Raw genomic sequence first — 18999 nt, 5'->3', positions numbered from 1 at the left:
GTGCCGGCATATGCCGTATCTGGTCACCAGCGATCAGGCGAATATCGCCTTTGACGATGTGGGAAGCGGGCGGCCCCTGCTGCTGGTCCATGGCTGGGCCACGCATGCCGGCTTCTTCAGCCCGCAGGTGGAGGGGCTGGCCGAAACGTTTCGCGTCATCGCCATCGACCTGCGCTTCCATGGGCGGTCGCGCGGGGTGGATGGGGATCTGTCCATCGACCGGCTGGCCCGTGACGTGGCGGAACTGGCCGACCGGCTGGACCTGCGCGACATGCTGGTCGTGGGCTGGTCGATGGGCGCCATGGTGCTGTGGCGGGCCTTGCTGGACGGGTTGGCGGCGCGCACGGCCGGCATGGCGGTCATCGACATGGCGCCGCGCGTCATCAATGGCGATGGCTGGGACCTGGGACTGCGTGGCAGTTCGGCCGCCAAATCGGCCCGCCAAAGCCCGGCTGCCATGGTCGCCAACTGGTCCACCGTGGCGCCGCGCGTGGCCGGCCGCATCTTCGCCGAAGGGTATGAGGTGGAACGGGCCGCCTTGCGCCAATGGGCGGAACAGGAGGTGGCGGCCAGTGACGCGCCTGCCATGGCCCGGCTCTGGTCTTCCCTGATCGCCCAGGATTTCCGGGGCAACCTGGGGCCCCTGTCGCTGCCCATGCTGGTCGCCCATGGCAACCGCTCGCGCCTTTATTCCAACGCGACGGCGGTGGCCCTGGCGGCTCTGCTGCCGCATGCCGTCACCGTTGGCTTCGACAGGTCGGGCCATGCCCCGCACCTGGAGGAACCCGACAGTTTCAACCGCACCCTGATCCAGTTCGCCGCCACCCTGCCCTTGGCAGGTAACGGCGTTTCAGCAACCCCCGCCGGACGGGAACAACCCGCCGGCGCGCAATGAAAATGAAAGGGAGAACCATGAAGACGTTGGTGAAGTCCGCAACCGCCATTCTTTGCGCCGGCACGGCGCTGACCAGCCTGGGGGCACTGCCCGCCATGGCACAGGCCCAGGCGCAGGAAACCGCGTCGGAAGCCATGCTGGGCGAAATCGTCGTAACGGCACGGCGCCGGGCGGAAAGCCTGCAGGACGTGCCCGTCTCCATCTCCGCCTTTACGGCCGAGCAATTGGATCTTGTCGGTACGCCCGACATCACGGCACTGACCAAGACCACGCCGAACCTGACTATGCAGGTGGCACGCGGGTCCAACTCCACCCTGATCGCCTTCATCCGCGGCGTCGGCCAGCAAGACCCGCTCTGGGGCTTCGAGCCCGGCGTGGGCCTCTATGTCGACGATGTCTATGTCGCCCGCCCGCAGGGCGCCGTGCTGGACATTTTCGATATCGAGCGGATTGAGGTACTGCGCGGGCCGCAGGGCACGCTCTATGGCCGCAACACCATCGGCGGTGCAGTCAAATACGTGACCAAGCGCATCGATGACGAACCGCATATGAAGGCCAAGGTGCAGGTCGGCTCCTATAAGCAGACCGACCTGATCCTGTCCGGCTCCGCACCGGTCACCGAGACCGTGGGCGTGTCGGGTGCCGTGGCTTTGTACCGCCGCGACGGCTATGGCAAGAACCTGAATACCGGCCAGGAGCATTACGACAAGGACGTGTCGGCCGGCCGCCTGTCGGTGGAATTCAAGCCGAACGAGGATTTGTTCGTCCGTGTCGCCGCCGACAAGACCATCGACGACAGCAATCCCCGCCATGGCTATCGTCTGGTTGCCACGCCGACCGTGCCGGTGCTGGGTGACGTCTACAACACCAATGCCGGCCTGACCGGCAAGCAGAAGGTGAAGAACCAGGGCGCCTCGCTGACGGCGGAGTATAACGTCAATGACAGCGTCATGCTGAAATCCATCACCGCTTATCGCGACGGCCGGTCCGATACGGTCATCGATTTCGACAATCTGCCCGCCAAGATCCTCGACATCCCCGCCTATTACAAGGACGACCAGCTGAGCCAGGAATTGCAGCTGGTCTATGAGGGCGAGCGGCTGAAGGGCGTCGCCGGCCTCTATTACATGGATGCCCATGCCGAGGGTGCGTTCGACACGATCCTGGGTTTGGCCAACCTGACCACCCTGACGTCGGGTTCGGTGGACACCAAGAGCTATGCCGCCTTCGCCGACTTCACCTATGAGCTGACGGACCAGTTCAAGGCGTCGGTGGGTGCGCGCTATACCTCGGACAAGAAGGAAGGCACCGTCTACCGCGTGAACTATGCCGGGCTGACCAGCCCGCTGTTCGGTGGCACGCCGCGCAACCCGACCCTGATCCGCTCCAACTACACCAACCAGCGCACCTTCGACGAGTTCACGCCCCGCGTCAGCCTGACCTATGAGCCGGACCGCGACTTCACGCTCTACGCATCCTACGGCCGCGGCTTCAAGTCGGGCGGGTTCGACATGCGCGGTGACGTGATCTCCACCCCGGACACGGCCAACGGCTATGATCCGGAACTGGTGGACACTTACGAGGTGGGTTCCAAGTCCCGCTTCTGGGACGGTCGCGCCACCTTGAACCTGGCCGCCTTCTATTCCGACTATAAGGGGCAGCAAGTGACGACCCAGGTGCCATCGGGCACGACGGTGGTCAGCTTCGTGGACAATGTCGGCTCCTCCACCATCCAGGGCCTGGAAGCTGAAGGCGTCATCGCCGTCACCGATGAACTGACTGCCAATTTCGCCATCGGCTATATCGACGCGGAGTTCAAGCAGTTCCTGCGCTATAACCTGACCACCAAGGTCTACGACAACATCGCCAATACCGCCGTGTTCCAGAATACGCCGAAATGGACGGCGAATTTCGGCCTGACCTACAGCCATGATCTGGGCGATGCCGGCACCCTGACCCTGACGGGTTCGGCGGCCCACCGCTCCGCCTTCTCGCTGTTCGAGTTCCCCAACGCTGCCCTGGATCAGGATGGCTACATGCTCTACGACCTGTCGGCGGTGTGGACGGCAGCCAGCGACAATTGGTCGGTGGGTGTGCATGGCAAGAACCTGGGCAACAAGAAGTACCGCGTCGGCGGCTACAACTTCCCCGGCGCTTTGTTCGGTGACAGCATCATCGGCTATTATGGCGCGCCGCGCACCGTGACGGCGACGGTGGAGTACCGGTTCTAAGCATTGGTGGGGTGGTGCCCCGGCACCGCCCCCCTCGCCTCCGAACAGCGTTTCATGTGACTATCTCCCTGACTGATGCCGCGTTTCCTCTGGAGACGCGGCCCTTCTTTCCTGAACCCGTTTCAAGGGACCGCGATGAACAGCTCAGCGACCGACAGCCGCTCTGGCAATGCCTATCGCACCTATGTGCTGGTCATCCTGATCCTGGTCTATATCTTCAATTTCATTGACCGGCAGATCCTGGGCATCCTGGCCTCCTCCATCAAGGCGGAGCTGGGGTTGACCGATACCCAGCTGGGGCTGATGGGCGGGCTGGCCTTCGCGCTGTTCTACACGGCGCTGGGCGTGCCCATCGCCATGCTGGCCGACCGCTTCAACCGCACCTGGATCATCACCGTCTCGCTGGCCATCTGGTCGGGCTTCACGGCGCTGTGCGGGGCCGCGACCGGCTTCTGGCAGCTATTCTTGTGTCGGTTGGGCGTGGGCGTGGGCGAGGCGGGGGGCGTGGCCCCGGCCTATTCCCTGATCGCTGATTATTTCCCGCCCCAGCAACGGGCCCGCGCCCTGGCCGTCTACAGCTTCGCCATTCCCATCGGCATGGCGCTGGGTGTGCTGTTCGGCGGCCTGATCGCCCACCAGATCGGCTGGCGCTGGGCCTTCGTCATCTGTGGTATGGCCGGTCTGGCCCTGGCGCCGCTGCTGAAGTTTACCGTGCGTGAACCGGTGCGCGGTGGCCTGGACGGAGCGGGAAAAAAGGCGCCGGCCGCCAGCCTGTCGGCGGTGATGTCCCTCCTGCTGACCAAGCCCAGTTTCTGGGTGCTGGCGCTGGGTGCCTCCTGCTCCTCCATCATGGGGTATGGGCTGGCCTTCTGGCTGCCCTCCTTCCTGGAGCGCAGCCATGGGCTCAGCCTGATCGACCGGTCGCTGTTCTATGGTGGCATCGTGCTGGCCGGCGGCATTGTCGGCGTCTGGCTGGGCGGGTCGCTGGGCGACAGGTTCGGGGCCCGGGACAAGGCCAATTATGCCCGCGTGCCGGCCCTGGCCTTCATCGTCACTGTGCCCTTCTATGCCACCGGCGTGGCCGTGCCGGACCTGACCACGGCCTTCCTGCTGTTCATCGTGCCTACGGCGCTGGCCCTGATGTGGCTGGGGCCAACCCTGTCGGCCGTGCAGCATCTGGTGCCCGCCAACATGCGGGCCACGGCGTCGGCCATCTTCCTGTTCGTCAACAACCTGCTGGGTATCGGCTTCGGCACATGGTTCCTCGGCCGCCTGTCCGACCTGTTGCGGACGGAGTATGGTCAGGAGAGCCTGCGTTACTCCATTCTCTACTGCCTGGGCTTCTACGCCCTGGCGGCCCTGCTGTTCTTCCTGGCGTCGAAGCGGCTGGCGCGGGACTGGCACCGGGATTGACGGATCAGGGAACGCCGTTCGCCCCGAATTCCCGGAAGCCCGGCCGGTCCAGCAACCGGTTCCACCAGCCCTCCAGCGCCGGCAGGGGTGGGCGCTCCATCGGCGTCATCTTCCAGCGGTTGACCGACAGGCCCAACACGATGTCGGCCAGGGTGAAGTCCGTGCCCGTCACATAGGCCCCGGTCCGCGCCAGTTGCGCGTCCAGGATGGCGGTCAGGCGGTTCCACCCGGTGGCGCTGGCCGCCACCTGGGCGGGATCGCCAAACCGCTCGCTTCTGCGCACCAATGCCATGAAGGCGTAGCGCCAGGCGACGTTCAGTTCCGCCACCTGCCAGTCCATCCACATCTCCACCCGCGCGCGGGCCAAGGGTGAGGATGGCAGCAGGTCGGTGCGGCCGGCATCCACCGCCAGATAGCGGCAGATACTGTTGCTTTCCCACAAATAGCCATCGGCGACCTGCACCACCGGCACCTGGGCATTGGGGTTCATGGCCCGAAACGCGTCGGTATCGACGGGCTGAAAGCCACTGCCCCAATCCTCCTGCACGAAATCCCGCCCGACCTCCCGGCAGGTCCACAGGACCTTGCGGACATTGATGGAGGATGCCTTGCCCAGGACTCGCACCGGCTCAGTCATTTCGGCTCCGTATCAATTATCATTCCGGAAGCGGTATAAACTCCGTCTCTCCGGGCACATCGGGGAATTTGCGGTTGCGCCAGTCGGACTTGGCATCCTCGATCCGCTCCTTGGAGGAGGAAACAAAGTTCCAATAGATATAGCGTGGGCCGTCCATCGGCTCCCCACCCAGCAGCAGCAGGCGGGTGTTGCATTCCGCTGTCACGGTCAGGGCGTCGCCCTCACGCAGGACCAGCAACTGCCCCTGCCCGCCCTCTGCGGTAAACACATCACCGGCAATGTTGATCCGCCCGTCGAACAGGTAGAGGGCGCGTTCGGGATGGCTGGCCGGAATTTCCACCTTGGCCCCCGCATCCAGCAGCAACTCCATATAGAGGGTCTCCGACAGGGTGCGGACGGGGGATGCCTCCCCGAACAGCTCGCCGGCGATCAGGCGCATCCACACGCCATGGTCGCTGATGATGGGCAGACCGTCGGCCGGATAATGCGCGAAACCGGGATCGATCTCCTCAAACCGCTGCGGCAGGGCGATCCAGCTCTGGATACCGGCCAGATGGTTGCCATTGGCGCGTAACCCCGCCTCGGTGCGTTCGGAATGCACGATGCCCTTGCCGGCGGTCATCCAGTTGACGGCACCCGGCCGGATGGCCTGGACGCTGCCGACACTGTCGCGGTGCATGATCTCGCCCTCCGTCAGATAGGTGACGGTGGACAGGCCGATATGCGGGTGCGGGCGCACGTCCAGGCCGGTGCCCGCCGGCAGAAAACCGGGGCCCATCTGGTCCCAGAAGATGAAGGGCCCGACCATGCGGCGCTTGGCGCTCGGCAGGGCGCGGCGCACCTCGAACCCGCCGACATCATGGCTCTTGGGCACGATGATCAGATCGACCGGGCTGTTGCTGGCAAGCGTCACGATGCTTCCTCCTCTTCCAGGGGCGGAATGGCGCGGGGGCGCCCGCCCTCATCGATGGCAACGAAGGTGAACAGGGCCTCGGTCACCTTGAACCGCGCCTCGTCGAAGCGGGATCGGCGCCAGGCTTCCACATGGATCTTCATGGAGGTGCGGCCGATATGCTCGATCGTGGCATAGAGGCTGACCTCGTCCCCCACGGCGACGGGCCGGTGGAAGACCATGCCGTCCACGGCGACGGTAGCGCATCGACCGCGCGCCCGGCGGCCGGCGGCATTGCCCGCCGCCAGATCCATCTGCGCCATCAGCCAGCCGCCGAAGATGTCGCCCGCCGGGTTGGTGTCGGCCGGCATGGCGATGGTGCGCACCGCCGGCTCGATGGGGCAGCCATCGCCACCCCGCATCAGTTCGTCCCCCACGATCACGCCCCCTGGATTTTCTTTTTGAAACAGCATGATGCACGGGCCTTCGACGTCTGTCGACAATCGCCGCGCACGGGTCGGCGTGGCACCCATTCCAGAAATGGATGCTGATCACCCTTGCGCAGCCCCTTCCCTATGATCAAATAGCCGGAAGAACCCAGCTGAAAGGCCGGCCCCATGCCGCGTATCGCCCCCGTCGTTCCCCAGACGCTCGTCAACCTGGACCCGATCTGGGCGGCGCTGCGCAATGAGGCCGCGCAGGCGGTGGCGGATGAACCGTTGCTGGCGGCCCTATTCTATGGCGCCATCCTGAACCAGCCGACGTTGGAAATGGCCGTCATCCACCGTATCGCCACCCGTCTGGCGCATCAGGATGTGCAGGGCGAACTGCTGGTGCAGGCCTTCACCGACGCGCTGAACGCGGAGCCCACGCTGGGCCAGGATTTCCGCGCCGACATCGCCGCCGTGCTGGACCGCGATCCCGCCTGCCACCGGCATGTCGAGCCGGTGCTGTATTTCAAGGGCTTCCAGGCCCTGGAAACCCACCGCATGGCCCACCGGCTCTGGCATCTGGGCCGCCGCGACATGGCGCTGTACCTGCAAAGCCGGTCATCGGTGGTGTTCGGCGTCGATATCCATCCCAACGCCCGGTTCGGCCGCGGCGTGATGATCGACCATGCCACGGGTGTGGTGGTGGGGGAGACGGCGGTGGTGGGCGACAATGTCTCCATGCTGCATGGCGTCAACCTGGGCGGTAACGGCAAGGAGGATGGCGACCGCCATCCCAAGATCGGCTCTGGCGTGCTGCTGGGTGCCAATGCCAAGGTGCTGGGCAATATCCATGTCGGCGACTGCGCCCGCGTCGCCGCCGGGTCGGTGGTTCTGCGCGACGTGCCCCGCGCCGTGACGGTCGCGGGCGTTCCCGCCAAGATCGTCGGTGAGGCCGGCTGCTCCAACCCCGCACGGGTCATGGACCATGTGTTCGCGGATTATCGCGATGCCGGGGCGGATATTTGATCGTTGAGGCGGCTGAAAGCTAATCAGTCGCCATCCAGCTGTGACAGCAGCCGGTCGGCATCTGTCCGCAAGCCCGGCAGATCTTCCTGCACGGTCCGCCAGACAATCGCGTCATCGACTACGGCGTATCCGTGGATCAGTAGGTTGCGGAAAGCGACGATCCGGACGAAGTCTGGTATCTGGCGCGCGACGTCGGGTGCAGCTTTCGCCAGTTGCCCAAGCGCTTCGCCGATGATCTCGAACTGTCTCTCCACGGCCGAGCGAAGCATCCGGCTGGCCTGATAATCCTTGAAGGAACGGCCGGCGATGAATTCGGTGATGGCATCAGCGCTGTCGCGGACGTCCCATAGATATGCCTTCGGATCACGACGCATAAACTTGCTTCCGTGAATGATCGATATCGGCGCGGACATAAGGGTTGCGGATGTCACCGGCCGCCGTCAGGTCAATCTCCCGCCCCAGCAGATTGCGCAATTCCTCCCGCAGGGACAGGAATTCCTGCAATGAGGGGGCACCGGTGTCGGATCGATATTCGACGATGAAATCGATGTCCGACCGGTCCGGGTCGAAATCATCGCCCCTGGCGGCGGACCCGAACACATCCAGGCGGCGCACCTGGAACCGCCGGCAAAGTTCGGCAATGTCCTCACGGCGCATGTCGATCAGGGGCAGCATGCCATTCCTCCGAACCGGATGGCTCAATACTACACCAATCCCGAGGCGTCCCCTATAGCCTGAAACGAACCGGGCGCCTCTCGGCGCCCCGTCCAGCTCACTTCTCCACGAACGCCTTTTCGATCACGTAGTTGCCCGGCGTATGCCCGGCCCCTTCGCTGAAGCCGCGTTCCTTCAGCAGTTCCACCGTCTCAGCCAGCACGTCCGGCCCGCCGCAGATCATGGCGACATCGTTGGCCGGATCCAGGGGGGCGGCCTTGATATCCTCGAACAGCTTGTGATTGCGGATCAGGTCGGTGATGCGGCCCTGGTTGCGGAACGGCTCACGCGTCACGGTCGGGTAATAGGTCAGCTTGGCCCGCACCTCCTCGCCCAGGAACTCGTCGTTCGGCAGGGTGTCGGTGATATAGTCGTGATAGGCCAGTTCACCCACCGTGCGGCAGGTATGGGTCAGGATCAGGCGGTCATACTTGGCATAGACTTCATAGTCATGGATGATGCTCATGAACGGCGCCAGGCCGGTGCCGGTGGAGAACATGTAGAGGTTCTTGGCCGGGACCAGGCTGCTGGTCACCAGCGTGCCCACCGATTTGCGGCCATAGATGACGGTGTCGCCCACCTGGATATGCTGCAGGCGGCTGGTCAGCGGGCCGTTTGGCACCTTGATCGACAGGAATTCCAGATGTTCGGCATGGTTCGGGCTGACGATGGAATAGGCGCGGACCAGTGGCTTGCCATCCACCATCAGGCCGATCATCACGAAATGGCCGTTTTCGAAGCGGAATGAGGGGTCGCGCGTGCAGGTGAAGCTGAACAGCGTGTCGGTCCAATGGTGGACGGACAGCACCTTGCCTTCGATAAACGCGCTCATGTCATCTTCCTTCGTCAAGACGTGGTGGGGACGGAGTCCCCGCCATGGCTCCGCAACGACAGCAGAGCTAATGTACATGGACTGCCCGTTCAACCGCCTATTTCACACCCGCCCGCGCCCCCGGCGCATGGCTGCCGTGAACACCCCCGATGAGTGTCATTAACACCTACTTTACCCCTATCTTCATGTCATTGATAAAGCTCAATTTTTAAGACGGATATTAATCCCTATATTATACGTAGGAATATTGGAGAAATAATATTTCACCTCGACATCGCGTGAAAGCAGGATCAAATCTCACCTATGCCGCAGGTGCGGTAGAGGTGGAGCTGAGCAATGGCGTTGCGTGGTTTTCCGGTGACGCTGCCCCTGGAAGGGCAGAAGGTTCTGGTGGTTGGCGGGGGCGAACTGGCGCTGCGCAAGGCGCGGCTGGTCGCCAAGGCCGGATGCCGCCTGACCATCGTCGCCGCCGAAATCCATCCCGACTTGGCCAAACTGGCCGACCGGATTATTGCGCGGGATTTCACACAAAGTGATGTTGACGGCCACCGGATAATCTTCGCCGCCACCGATGTGGAAGATGTGGACCGCGCCGTGGCCGAGGCTGCGCATGCCGCCGGCATCCTGGTCAATGTGCCGGACAAGCCGGCGCTGTGCAGCTTCATCATGCCGGCCATCATCGACCGCGAGCCGATCACCATCGCCATCTCGTCAGGCGGGGCCAGCCCCGTGCTGGTCCGCCGCCTGCGCGAACGGCTGGAAGCAGCGCTGGAACCGGGCCTGGGCCGGCTGACCAGTCTGCTGGATAGTTTCCGCACCGCCGTGAAGGCCACGCGCGACAGCGAGACGGCCCGCCGCCGCTTCTGGGAAGCGGTGATCGACGGCCCCGTGGCGCGTGACTTCCTGGCCGGCCGGGAACAGTCGGCGCGCGACGGCCTGCTGGCCGCCGTCAACAATCCCGCCTATGGGCAGGCCAAGACGGGCACAGTGGCGCTGGTCGGCGCCGGGCCCGGTGATCCCGATCTGCTGACCCTGCGCGCCCTGCGCGTGCTGCAGGACGCCGATGTGGTGGTGCATGACAAGCTGGTGGATGAGCGGATCATGGACTATGTCCGCCGCGACGCCCGCCGTCACTATGTCGGCAAGTCCAAGTCACACCACACGATGAGCCAGGATGCCATCAACCAACTGCTGGTGGCAGAGGCCAAGGCCGGCCACCGCGTCGTCCGGCTGAAGGGCGGCGACCCGTTCCTGTTCGGGCGTGGTGGGGAAGAGATGCAGGCCTTGCGCGCCGCCAACATCCCGGTGGAGATCGTCCCCGGCATCACCGCGGCGCTGGGTTGCGGCGCCTCCACCGCCATCCCGGTCACCCACCGCGACCATGCCGCTGGCGTCACCTTTGTGACTGGCCATGGCAAGGATGGGGAACCGGACCTGGACTGGCAGGCGCTGGCCCGTCTGCGCCATACGCTGGTCGTCTATATGGGTCTGTCGGCGGCCGAGACCATTGCGCGGCATCTGACCGAGGCCGGGATGCCGGCCGACACCCCGGCCGCCCTGATCGAAAAGGGCACAAGGCCGGATCAGAAGCTGATCACGGGCACGCTGGCCACCCTGGCACCGCTGGCGGCGGCGCATGGGCTGGTGGGGCCGGCGATCATCATCATCGGCGATGTCGTCCGTCTGGCCGACCCCGCCCTTATCACCACGCTGGTGCCCGAACACCTGCGCGAAGCCGTTTGACAGGGAAGTCTTGAGAGATGTTGGTCAAAGCCAAGGGAACCCAGCAGTCCGTTACCGCCAGCCGTCTTCTGGACGGGGAGGCCGTGTGGCTGGGCACCGGCAATGTCTGGGTGGAGGATGTGGCGCTGGCCGCCATATTCGAAGGTGATGCCATCGCCCAGGCGCTTGATTTCGCCAAGGCCGAAGAAAAGCGTCAGCTGGTCGTCGATGTCTATCCGCTGGATGTGGAAATCACGGACCAGGGCACCCGCCCCACCCATCTGCGCGAGCGGCTGAAGGCCATCGGACCCACCGTCCGCCGCGACCTGGGCAAGCAGGCCCGCCAGCCCGCTGCCTGACCCCACACGATTGACAGAGAAGACAGGCCCGACCCCCATGCCTGACACGCACACCCCCGCCCTGCGCAGCAATCAGCCGGCCGACGCGCATGCCGCCGTCTATCGCTATGACGAATTCGACAAGACCTTCATCTTCGAGCGGGTGGAGCAGTTCCGCGCCCAGGTGGAGCGGCGCATCCGCGGCGAGATCACGGAGGAGGAGTTCAAGCCCATCCGGCTGATGAACGGCCTCTATCTCCAGCTTCACGCCTATATGCTGCGCGTCGCCGTGCCCTACGGCATGCTGTCCACCACCCAGGTCCGCCGTCTGGCCCGCATCGCGCGCGTCTATGACAAGGGCTATGGCCATTTCACGACGCGCCAGAACATTCAGTTCAACTGGCCCAAGCTGGAGGATGTGCCCGCCATCCTGCGCGAACTGGCCGAAGTGGACATGCATGCCATCCAGACCAGCGGCAACTGCATCCGCAACGTCACCACGGATCAGTTCTGCGGTGCGGCGGCGGATGAGCTGGTGGACCCCCGCGTCTATGCCGAGATTCTGCGGCAATGGTCCACCCTGCACCCGGAATTCACCTATCTGCCGCGTAAGTTCAAGATCGCCATCACCGGCAGCCCGAATGACCGCGCCGCCGTCCAGGTGCATGATATCGGCCTGATCGCGCTGAAGGACGAGGGCACGGGCCGCATCGGCTTCACCGTCTATGTCGGCGGCGGCCAGGGCCGCACCCCCTATCTGGCGGTGAAGGCGCGCGACTTCGTGCCGGTGGAAGAGATCATCGGCTATCTGGAAGCCATCCTGCGCGTCTATAACCAGCTGGGACGCCGCGATAATATCTACAAGGCGCGCATCAAGATCACCGTCAACGAGATGGGGCCTGAGAAGTTCATCGGCCTGATCGAAGAGGAATATGCCCGCCTGCCGCGGCAGAAATTCCATGTCGATCCCGCCATCGTGGACAGCATCCAGACCCATTTCGCCCCGCCGCCCTGGGTCGATCTGCCCGCCATCTCCGACAGTTTTGAGGCCGCAAAGGCCGCCGATCTGGCCTTTGCCCGCTGGACCCGCACCAACCTGACCGCTCACAAGGCGCCGGGCTATGCCATCGCCACCATCTCCCTGAAGCCCATCGGCGGCATTCCGGGCGATGCGGAATCCGACCAGTTGGAGACCGTTGCCGATCTGGCCGACCTCTACAGCTTCGGTGAAGTGCGCGTGACGCATGAGCAGAACCTGGTCCTGGCCCATGTCCGCCAGGACGACCTGTATGCGCTGTGGCAGGCGCTGGACAAGGCTGGGCTGGGCACGGCCAATGCCGGCCTGATCAGCGATATCATCGCCTGCCCCGGCCTGGATTACTGTGCCTTGGCCAATACCCGCGCCATCCCGGTGGCCCAGCGCATTTCGGAACGGTTCGCCGATCTGGACCGGCAGCATGATCTGGGTGAGCTGAAGATCAAGATCAGCGGCTGCATCAATGCCTGCGGTCATCACCATGTCGGCCATATCGGCATCCTGGGCGTCGACAAGAAGGGCGAGGAACTGTTCCAGATCCTGTTGGGCGGCGATGCCGGTACCCATGCGGCCCTGGGCGAGATCGTTGGCCCCGGCTTCGATTATGACGGCATCATCGATGCGGTCGAGACGGTGGTGAACACCTTCGTGAAGCTGCGCCAGCCCGGCGAGATTTTCATTCAGACGTTGGCCCGTACCGGCCACGCCCCGTTCAAGGAGGCTCTCTATGCCCGTGCTTGATCGTGGTCTGCCCATCGACGATCGCTGGACCGACCTTGCTGACGACCAGGACATTCCCGCCGACGGCGCCGTCATCGTCTCGCTCGACCGCTGGCGTGCCGAGCGAGATGCCCTGACCGCCCGTCGCGACGCCGTCGGCGTTCGGCTGAAATCCAGTCAACTGGCGACCGAGGTGGCGAACGATCTGGGGTCCCTGTCCCTGATCGCCCTGGAGTTCCCGAAATTCCGCGACGGCCGCGCCTTCTCCGCCGCCCGCGAACTGCGCGAGCGGTTCGACTATAAGGGCGAAATCCGCGCCTTCGGCCATATCATCCCCGACCAGTATTTGTTCCTGACCCGGGTGGGTGTGGATACGGTGGTGGTCGCCGATGACAAGGTGGGGCCCGCCTGGGCGCACGCGCTGAAAGAAATCTCGGTGGCGTTCCAGCCCGCCCTGGGCCAGGAGAGCGGCACCTCGCTGCTGCGCCGCCACCTGAAAGGCACGGTCCCGGCATGACATCCGCAATACAGGCTCGCGCCCGTGATCTGACGGCGCGCTACGGCCATCTGGAGGGGGTGGAGTTGCTCCGACCCCTGATTGAGACGGAATATAACGGCCAGCTGGCGCTGGTTTCCTCCTTCGGCACGGAAAGTGCTGTCCTGTTGCATCAGGTTGCACAGATCGACAGGAACCTGCCCGTGCTGTTCGTCAATACCCGCAAACTGTTCGGGGAAACCCTGCGCTACCGGCGAACGCTGGTGGAACGGCTGGGCCTGACGGGTGTGCGCGAGCTGTCGCCGACCAGGGAAGCGGAGGAGGCCCACGACAAGGACGGCATCCTCTGGCGCGCCGATAACATGGCGTGCTGCGATTTCCGCAAGGTACGGGTGCTGGATGCCGGGCTGGCGCCGTTTCCCGCCTGGATCACCGGCCGCAAGCGTTATCAGGCCACGACGCGTATCGAGCTGCCCTTGTTCGAAGCCGCCGAGGGTCGCATCAAGATCAATCCGCTGGCGGGCTATACCCGTGCCGATGTGGAATCCTATCTGGACCGGTATGATCTGCCGCGTCATCCACTGGAGGAGGACGGCTACCTCTCCATCGGCTGCATGCCATGCACCGACCGCGTTACCGCGGGTGAAGATATCAGAGCCGGCCGCTGGCGCGGTCAGGAAAAGACGGAATGCGGAATCCACCTGCCGCTTCCGCCCGCAACAAATCTGGTGGGAGCCTCCTGATGAGCAGCACCGATCAACATCTCGACCATCTCGACCAGCTGGAAGCCCAGAGCATCTATATCCTGCGCGAGGCGCGTGTGCGCCTGAAGCGTCTGGGCCTGCTCTGGTCCTTGGGCAAGGACAGCAATGTCCTGATCTGGCTATGCCGCAAGGCGTTCATGGGCGAGTTGCCTTTCCCCGTGGCGCACCTGGATACCGGCCTGGAATTCCCGGAAAGCTATGAATTCCGGAACCGCTATGCCCAGGAATGGGGCCTGAACCTGATCAAGGATGAATGTCCGCCGATCGAGATGACGGACCCGACCCTGCCGCCCGGTACCCGCATCGCGGCCCGCAAGTCGCTGGGTCTGGCTGCCGCCCTGGAGAAGTATCAGTTCGACGGGCTGATCACCGGCATCCGCCGCGACGAACAGGCCACCCGCGCCAAGGAGCGCATCTTCAGCCCGCGCGGCCTGGACGGCGCCTGGCAGGCAGCCCATCAGCCGCCGGAATTCTGGGACCAGTACACGATCGAGCGCACGCCCGGCACCCATACCCGCGTGCATCCGCTGCTGGCCTGGACCGAGATCGATGTCTGGCGCTACATCAAGCGGGAGGAAATTCCGCTGGTCCCGCTCTATTTCGCCAGGGACGGCAAGCGGTTCCGCTCGCTGGGGGAGATCGGCATCACCTTCCCGGTGGACAGCCACGCCGCCACCATCGACGAGATCATCGATGAGCTTGAAACCACCCGCACGCCCGAGCGTTCTGGCCGGTCCATGGACCATGAGGCGGAAGACGCGTTTGAACGGTTGCGCGCTACTGGTTACCTGTAAGAAGTGGATGTAATGATCATGGCGAACGCCGCCCTGCGGGCCGAAATCGTGACGGCCCCAACGACATCTCAAGGTCACATCGTGAAGAAGGCCCCCCTGGCCCCCTATCCCATCGTCATCGTCGGCCATGTCGATCATGGCAAGTCCACGCTGATCGGCCGCCTGCTGCACGATACGGACAGCCTGCCCGAAGGCCGCCTGGCGGAGCTGAAGAAGGTGTCGGAGCAGCGTGGGCTGCACATGGAATGGTCCTTCCTGCTGGACGCGTTGCAGGTGGAGCGCGACCAGGGCATCACGCTGGACACCACGCGCATCTGGTTCAAGACGCCCAAGCGCCCCTACGTCATCATCGATGCGCCGGGCCACCGTGAATTCCTGCGCAACATGGTGACGGGGGCCGCCGCCGCCGACGCCGCCGTGCTGGTCACCGATGCCGAACGCGGCATCTCCGAACAGACGCGCCGCCACGCCTATCTCCTGTCGCTGCTGGGCGTGCGCAAGGTGATCGTGGCCGTCAACAAGATGGATCTGGTCGACCATGCCGAGGATGCCTGGAAGGGTGTGGCCGGGGATGTCAGCGACTATCTGGAAAAGCTGGGGATCGAGCCGCTTTACGTGATCCCGCTGTCAGCCCGCCATGGCGACAATATCGCCGGCCGGTCGGAAAAGATGGGCTGGTATCGTGGCCCGACGCTGCTGGAGGCGCTGGACCTGCTGGTCCCCGCCGCCCCGCGCACCGAAGCCGCCTTGCGGCTGCCCATCCAGGATGTCTATCGCAAGGGCGACACCCGTCTGGCCGTGGGCCGGATCGAGACGGGGCGCCTGAAGGTCGGCGACAAGGTGGAGATTGCCCCCACGGGCCAGCCCGCGACCGTGGCCACCATCGATGCCGGCAAGGGCCCGGTGAATGAAGCGCGCGCCGGCCAGTCGGTCGCCGTGTCCTTCATCGAGGATGCGGCCCTGTCGCGTGGTCAGCTGATCGCGCCGGCCGGGCACATGCCGCACATCGCCACCAGTATCCGCGTCCGCGCCTTCTGGCTGGACCCGGAGAGCCTGACGGCCGGCAGCCGCATCTCCCTGCGTCTGGCCACCGCCGAGCATCCAGTGGTGGTGGAGAAGTTCGAGCGGCTGGTGGATGTGGAGCACCTGACCGACAGCGAGGGTTCCGAACTGGGCCAGGGCGGCATCGCGGAAATCGTGCTGCGCGCCTCCTCCCCCATCGCCTTCGATCTGACCGGCGAGTTGCCGATCACGGCGCGGGCCGGTCTGGCGCGTGGCGGGCGTATCGTCGGCGGCTGCGTGGTGCTGGGGGCGGCGGCCAATGTCACCGTGTCCGGCCCGGTCACCGCCGTCGACAGCTCCGTCGACCGCGCGGCTTTCGAGGCGCGCAACGGCCATCGCGGCGGTGTGATCTGGCTGACCGGCCTGTCGGGTGCCGGCAAGTCTACTCTGTCCATGGGCACGCAGCGCCGCCTGTTCATCGACGGTTGGCGCGTGGCCGTGCTGGACGGCGACAATATGCGCAAAGGCCTGAACAAGGATCTGGGGTTCGGCCCGTCCGAACGGCTGGAAAATGTCCGCCGCGTGGCCGAGGTGGCGAAGCTGATGGCGGAGACGGGCACGGTGGTGCTGGTCAGCCTGATCTCCCCCACCGTGGAACTGCGCGATCTGGCCCGCTCCATCATCGGCGACGGCTTCCATGAGGTCTGGGTGAGGGCGGACGTCGATACCTGTGCCGCCCGCGACCCCAAGGGGCTCTATGCGGCGGCCCAGGCCGGCAAGATCCAGCAATTCACCGGTGTCTCGGCCCCGTTCGAACTGCCGGTGAAGCCGGAACTGGTGCTGGACACCTCGGAGATGGACATCCCGACCAGCAACGAGGTCCTGGTCTCCCACATCCGCCGCCACTTCGCCCTGTCGCAGGCGGACGGCCACGCGGTCGGTATCTGATCTGGATCGACCATGTGAAAGGCCTGGCACCGGGGGACCGGCGCCGGGTCTTCATGGCGTGACCGGCTTCTCCCGTTGTTCCACCAATGCCAATCCCAGCGACAGGCAGGCGCGAAGCGCACGGCCGTCGCGCGGATGGATGGCGACGATGCGGTCGGCCCCGAAATCCGCCATCCAGGCCGGCAGCGGTGGCAGGGCTGCATCGGCATCCAGGGCCAAGCCACCGATATCCAGCTTCAGATAGTCCAGGGCCCCCAGCGGCAGATATCCCGGCTCCAGGTTGCGCAGACTCAGATGGTCGATGGCGATTCGGCATTCCCATTGGCGCAGCGTATCGACCGCGTCGGCCAGCCCCTCCTCATCCATGCCGGCATCGGTGGCGGCGATTTCCACGATCAGGTTGCGCCGCTGCTCATAGGAAAGGTCGCGCACGAAATCCAGGAACACTGGTCCCAGCACGGAACGCCATTGCAGGTTCAGGCTGTGCGGCGTGGCCAGGCGCGACGGCTCGTGCTGGAAATGCCGGATGATACGGCGATCCAGCACGGGGGTGATCTGCTGCAGAAGCCAGGGATCGCGGCGCAGCGGCGTGCCGACGGCGCGTTCCAGATGGTCGATGGCCACCGTGACCTCGGCGAATTCCAGCACCCAGAGCGGGCCCACCCGCCGCCAGACGGGCGATTCCCGGACCAGGGAAGAGACATCGGCCCCGCCCAGCACCTGTTCATAGACGGCCAGTTTCTGCACCGCCGCCAGTTGCTGCTGTTCGGCCGGTGTCAGGCTGGGTGGCGGTTCCGCCGCTGGCGTTCCACCGATCGGGGCCGTGCGCTTCAGCAGGGCCGACAGGCGCCCGGCATCCTGGGGCAGATGATGGATGGTGAAGCGCGGGGCACCCAGATGCTGTTCCACGAAATCGGCCGCCACCGCCTTCAGCTTGTTGATGAAGGGATGAGCGTTGGTATCCTCGAACAGGAAGACCTGAGCATAGCGGCCGACATCCACGACTTCGGGCTGGAACTGCGCCGCGAAACTGTCCAGCAGATGCACGATGGATTGGCGAAACAGCGGGTTCTCGGCATAGGGCACCTCGCGCAGATCCACGACCACGGCCGTGCCCCGGCTGTTCCCCTCGCCCAGCAACCGCAGCAATCCGGCCGTCCCCGTCAGCATCCCATCCGCTCCGGTTCATTCTCCAAGGCTTTGACCTTAACAGATGGGATGCGGGGACAGGTATAGGGTGATTGTATGCCGGGCGGTTGTTACGACCCCACCGCGAAGGTGAGAGTGGCGCTGTGGCTCTTCACAGCCACCGGGCCGTCGGCGACCTCCACCCTGTGCCGGGCCAGCAGCAGGAAAGTGCCGGCGTTGGGCAGGGCGAGGCTGGCCTTGCCGTCCTTGTCGGTGGTCACCGTCACGGCCTTGGCATCCTCCTCATCCGGCAGCTGAGGGCCGTGCAGGCTGATGGTGACGCCGGCCACCGGCTTGCCATCCAGCAGCAGGCGCACGGGCAGGGCCGCCCCCGGGTCGACGCGGTTGGGATGGGACAGCGGCACGATCTCCAGCCCCGCACCGGCCGGTGCCAGCGCCTTGTCGCTGGTGGGACCCTTGCTGACATAGACGTCGGAGCGGGTGATGCTCTGCGCATCGGCGACGCGGGCCCCGGCGGGCGCCCCTTCACTCTCGCGCACCGGCTCCCATTTGCCATTCACCAGGGCCATCTTGCGCTTGGCCCCCTCGCGCACGCCGGTGGAGATGCGGTAGGTACCATTCTCCGGCAGGTCCACCTCGAACAGGGCCAGGTCGCGCAGATAGGTGACGCTGGGCAGCTTCACCTTGGCACCCGACGGGGTGACGACATGATAGTTATCGGCCTTCATCACGATGTCAGGGGTGAAGAATTCCTCGGTGAAGGAGGCCTGCACCGTGACATGGTCGCGCTGCGGCGTGTTGAACAGGTTGGGCTGCAGGTAGCCGGTGTGGGCGGTGGCCGAGCCGGTGAGGGCGAGAAGGGCAAGCGTGGCGGCGGTCAGGTGGGGGCGCATTTGGGTCTCCAGATCATAGTCATTCACTTTTAATAAGAATCACTATTAATCGCAATCTATAAGAAG

The 18999-nt window shown here is 64.8% G+C and carries 19 protein-coding genes; 11 read left to right on the top strand and 8 right to left on the bottom strand.

Annotated elements, in window-relative coordinates:
- Nucleotides 1–10 precede the first annotated feature (10 nt).
- From AC1Q7F_RS13865 to AC1Q7F_RS13855, 3 genes are all read left to right on the top strand, one after another.
- Nucleotides 11–895: an alpha/beta fold hydrolase gene (locus tag AC1Q7F_RS13865; RefSeq protein ID WP_492507745.1), complete on the top strand. Its 885-nt coding sequence runs from the start codon at nt 11–13 to the stop codon at nt 893–895.
- A 17-nt stretch (nt 896–912) separates the two neighbouring features.
- Nucleotides 913–3126: a TonB-dependent receptor gene (locus AC1Q7F_RS13860; protein WP_492507743.1), complete on the top strand. Its 2214-nt coding sequence runs from the start codon at nt 913–915 to the stop codon at nt 3124–3126.
- A 135-nt stretch (nt 3127–3261) separates the two neighbouring features.
- Nucleotides 3262–4539 (top strand): spinster family MFS transporter, encoded by a 1278-nt coding sequence (locus tag AC1Q7F_RS13855; protein ID WP_492507741.1) that lies wholly within the window; start codon nt 3262–3264, stop codon nt 4537–4539.
- Between the two features lie 4 nt (nt 4540–4543).
- Here AC1Q7F_RS13855 and AC1Q7F_RS13850 read toward each other — a convergent pair whose 3' ends face one another.
- The 3 genes from AC1Q7F_RS13850 to AC1Q7F_RS13840 are packed head-to-tail and all read right to left on the bottom strand — an operon-like array spanning nt 4544 to nt 6490.
- Nucleotides 4544–5176 (bottom strand): glutathione S-transferase N-terminal domain-containing protein, encoded by a 633-nt coding sequence (locus AC1Q7F_RS13850; RefSeq protein WP_492507739.1) that lies wholly within the window; start codon nt 5174–5176, stop codon nt 4544–4546.
- Between the two features lie 19 nt (nt 5177–5195).
- Complete coding sequence (locus AC1Q7F_RS13845) at nt 5196–6089, bottom strand: pirin family protein (RefSeq protein ID WP_492507737.1); 894 nt, start codon at nt 6087–6089, stop codon at nt 5196–5198.
- Complete coding sequence (locus AC1Q7F_RS13840) at nt 6086–6490, bottom strand: acyl-CoA thioesterase (protein WP_492507805.1); 405 nt, start codon at nt 6488–6490, stop codon at nt 6086–6088. Before AC1Q7F_RS13840 ends, AC1Q7F_RS13845 begins: the two co-directional genes overlap by 4 nt.
- 195 nt (nt 6491–6685) lie before the next feature.
- On the opposite strand from AC1Q7F_RS13840, the gene cysE reads away from it, so the two are divergent.
- Nucleotides 6686–7525 carry a serine O-acetyltransferase gene (gene cysE / locus AC1Q7F_RS13835; protein WP_492507735.1) on the top strand — a complete coding sequence of 280 codons (840 nt, stop codon included), beginning with the start codon at nt 6686–6688 and terminating at the stop codon, nt 7523–7525.
- Nucleotides 7526–7548: 23 nt separating this feature from the next.
- Here the strand turns inward: cysE and AC1Q7F_RS13830 are convergent, their stop codons facing one another.
- The 3 genes from AC1Q7F_RS13830 to AC1Q7F_RS13820 all read right to left on the bottom strand — a co-directional run bounded on the left by AC1Q7F_RS13830 (nt 7549) and on the right by AC1Q7F_RS13820 (nt 9071).
- Complete coding sequence (locus tag AC1Q7F_RS13830; protein ID WP_492507733.1) at nt 7549–7899, bottom strand: HepT-like ribonuclease domain-containing protein; 351 nt, start codon at nt 7897–7899, stop codon at nt 7549–7551.
- Entirely contained in the window at nt 7889–8200 is a 312-nt protein-coding gene (locus AC1Q7F_RS13825) for a nucleotidyltransferase family protein (RefSeq protein WP_492507731.1), read from the bottom strand. The genes AC1Q7F_RS13830 and AC1Q7F_RS13825 overlap by 11 nt, the downstream gene beginning before the upstream one ends.
- Nucleotides 8201–8297: 97 nt before the next feature.
- The gene (locus tag AC1Q7F_RS13820) at nt 8298–9071 is read right to left on the bottom strand and encodes a ferredoxin--NADP reductase (protein ID WP_492507729.1); all 774 of its coding nucleotides are present in this window, start codon (nt 9069–9071) and stop codon (nt 8298–8300) included.
- Nucleotides 9072–9407: 336 nt separating this feature from the next.
- On the opposite strand from AC1Q7F_RS13820, the gene cysG reads away from it, so the two are divergent.
- The 7 genes from cysG to cysC are packed head-to-tail and all read left to right on the top strand — an operon-like array spanning nt 9408 to nt 16891.
- Entirely contained in the window at nt 9408–10814 is a 1407-nt protein-coding gene (gene cysG / locus AC1Q7F_RS13815) for a siroheme synthase CysG (RefSeq protein WP_492507727.1), read from the top strand.
- A 17-nt stretch (nt 10815–10831) separates the two neighbouring features.
- Complete coding sequence (locus AC1Q7F_RS13810) at nt 10832–11152, top strand: DUF2849 domain-containing protein (RefSeq protein ID WP_492507725.1); 321 nt, start codon at nt 10832–10834, stop codon at nt 11150–11152.
- Between the two features lie 37 nt (nt 11153–11189).
- Entirely contained in the window at nt 11190–12908 is a 1719-nt protein-coding gene (locus AC1Q7F_RS13805; RefSeq protein ID WP_492507723.1) for a nitrite/sulfite reductase, read from the top strand.
- Entirely contained in the window at nt 12895–13404 is a 510-nt protein-coding gene (locus AC1Q7F_RS13800; protein ID WP_492507721.1) for a DUF934 domain-containing protein, read from the top strand. The genes AC1Q7F_RS13805 and AC1Q7F_RS13800 overlap by 14 nt, the downstream gene beginning before the upstream one ends.
- Complete coding sequence (locus AC1Q7F_RS13795) at nt 13401–14126, top strand: phosphoadenylyl-sulfate reductase (RefSeq protein WP_492507719.1); 726 nt, start codon at nt 13401–13403, stop codon at nt 14124–14126. The genes AC1Q7F_RS13800 and AC1Q7F_RS13795 overlap by 4 nt, the downstream gene beginning before the upstream one ends.
- The gene (gene cysD, locus AC1Q7F_RS13790; protein ID WP_492507717.1) at nt 14126–14941 is read left to right on the top strand and encodes a sulfate adenylyltransferase subunit CysD; all 816 of its coding nucleotides are present in this window, start codon (nt 14126–14128) and stop codon (nt 14939–14941) included. The genes AC1Q7F_RS13795 and cysD overlap by 1 nt, the downstream gene beginning before the upstream one ends.
- Before the next feature lie 18 nt (nt 14942–14959).
- Nucleotides 14960–16891 (top strand): adenylyl-sulfate kinase, encoded by a 1932-nt coding sequence (cysC, locus tag AC1Q7F_RS13785; protein ID WP_492507715.1) that lies wholly within the window; start codon nt 14960–14962, stop codon nt 16889–16891.
- 51 nt (nt 16892–16942) lie between these two features.
- Here the strand turns inward: cysC and AC1Q7F_RS13780 are convergent, their stop codons facing one another.
- Both AC1Q7F_RS13780 and AC1Q7F_RS13775 read right to left on the bottom strand, forming a co-directional pair.
- Nucleotides 16943–18061, bottom strand: coding sequence for a hypothetical protein (locus AC1Q7F_RS13780; RefSeq protein WP_492507713.1), 1119 nt, complete (start codon nt 18059–18061; stop codon nt 16943–16945).
- Nucleotides 18062–18150: 89 nt separating this feature from the next.
- Nucleotides 18151–18933 carry a DUF4198 domain-containing protein gene (locus tag AC1Q7F_RS13775; protein WP_492507711.1) on the bottom strand — a complete coding sequence of 261 codons (783 nt, stop codon included), beginning with the start codon at nt 18931–18933 and terminating at the stop codon, nt 18151–18153.
- Between the last annotated feature and the right edge of the window lie 66 nt (nt 18934–18999).

The sequence above is a fragment of the Niveispirillum sp. GW835-FHT14G11 genome, from assembly GCF_058793615.1.
This window is presented reverse-complemented; position numbering and strand designations above follow the sequence as displayed.

What these genes read in the sequence shown, in the direction of transcription:
- AC1Q7F_RS13865 (WP_492507745.1), top strand. Translation starts at nt 11, where the DNA reads ATGCCGTATCTGGTCACCAGCGATCAGGCGAATATCGCCTTTGACGAT.
- AC1Q7F_RS13860 (WP_492507743.1), top strand. Translation starts at nt 913, where the DNA reads ATGAAGACGTTGGTGAAGTCCGCAACCGCCATTCTTTGCGCCGGCACG.
- AC1Q7F_RS13855 (WP_492507741.1), top strand. Translation starts at nt 3,262, where the DNA reads ATGAACAGCTCAGCGACCGACAGCCGCTCTGGCAATGCCTATCGCACC.
- AC1Q7F_RS13850 (WP_492507739.1), bottom strand. Translation starts at nt 5,176, where the DNA reads ATGACTGAGCCGGTGCGAGTCCTGGGCAAGGCATCCTCCATCAATGTC.
- AC1Q7F_RS13840 (WP_492507805.1), bottom strand. Translation starts at nt 6,490, where the DNA reads ATGCGGGGTGGCGATGGCTGCCCCATCGAGCCGGCGGTGCGCACCATC.
- cysE (WP_492507735.1), top strand. Translation starts at nt 6,686, where the DNA reads ATGCCGCGTATCGCCCCCGTCGTTCCCCAGACGCTCGTCAACCTGGAC.
- AC1Q7F_RS13830 (WP_492507733.1), bottom strand. Translation starts at nt 7,899, where the DNA reads ATGCGTCGTGATCCGAAGGCATATCTATGGGACGTCCGCGACAGCGCT.
- AC1Q7F_RS13825 (WP_492507731.1), bottom strand. Translation starts at nt 8,200, where the DNA reads ATGCTGCCCCTGATCGACATGCGCCGTGAGGACATTGCCGAACTTTGC.
- AC1Q7F_RS13820 (WP_492507729.1), bottom strand. Translation starts at nt 9,071, where the DNA reads ATGAGCGCGTTTATCGAAGGCAAGGTGCTGTCCGTCCACCATTGGACC.
- cysG (WP_492507727.1), top strand. Translation starts at nt 9,408, where the DNA reads ATGGCGTTGCGTGGTTTTCCGGTGACGCTGCCCCTGGAAGGGCAGAAG.
- AC1Q7F_RS13810 (WP_492507725.1), top strand. Translation starts at nt 10,832, where the DNA reads ATGTTGGTCAAAGCCAAGGGAACCCAGCAGTCCGTTACCGCCAGCCGT.
- AC1Q7F_RS13805 (WP_492507723.1), top strand. Translation starts at nt 11,190, where the DNA reads ATGCCTGACACGCACACCCCCGCCCTGCGCAGCAATCAGCCGGCCGAC.
- AC1Q7F_RS13800 (WP_492507721.1), top strand. Translation starts at nt 12,895, where the DNA reads ATGCCCGTGCTTGATCGTGGTCTGCCCATCGACGATCGCTGGACCGAC.
- AC1Q7F_RS13795 (WP_492507719.1), top strand. Translation starts at nt 13,401, where the DNA reads ATGACATCCGCAATACAGGCTCGCGCCCGTGATCTGACGGCGCGCTAC.
- cysD (WP_492507717.1), top strand. Translation starts at nt 14,126, where the DNA reads ATGAGCAGCACCGATCAACATCTCGACCATCTCGACCAGCTGGAAGCC.
- cysC (WP_492507715.1), top strand. Translation starts at nt 14,960, where the DNA reads ATGGCGAACGCCGCCCTGCGGGCCGAAATCGTGACGGCCCCAACGACA.
- AC1Q7F_RS13780 (WP_492507713.1), bottom strand. Translation starts at nt 18,061, where the DNA reads ATGCTGACGGGGACGGCCGGATTGCTGCGGTTGCTGGGCGAGGGGAAC.
- AC1Q7F_RS13775 (WP_492507711.1), bottom strand. Translation starts at nt 18,933, where the DNA reads ATGCGCCCCCACCTGACCGCCGCCACGCTTGCCCTTCTCGCCCTCACC.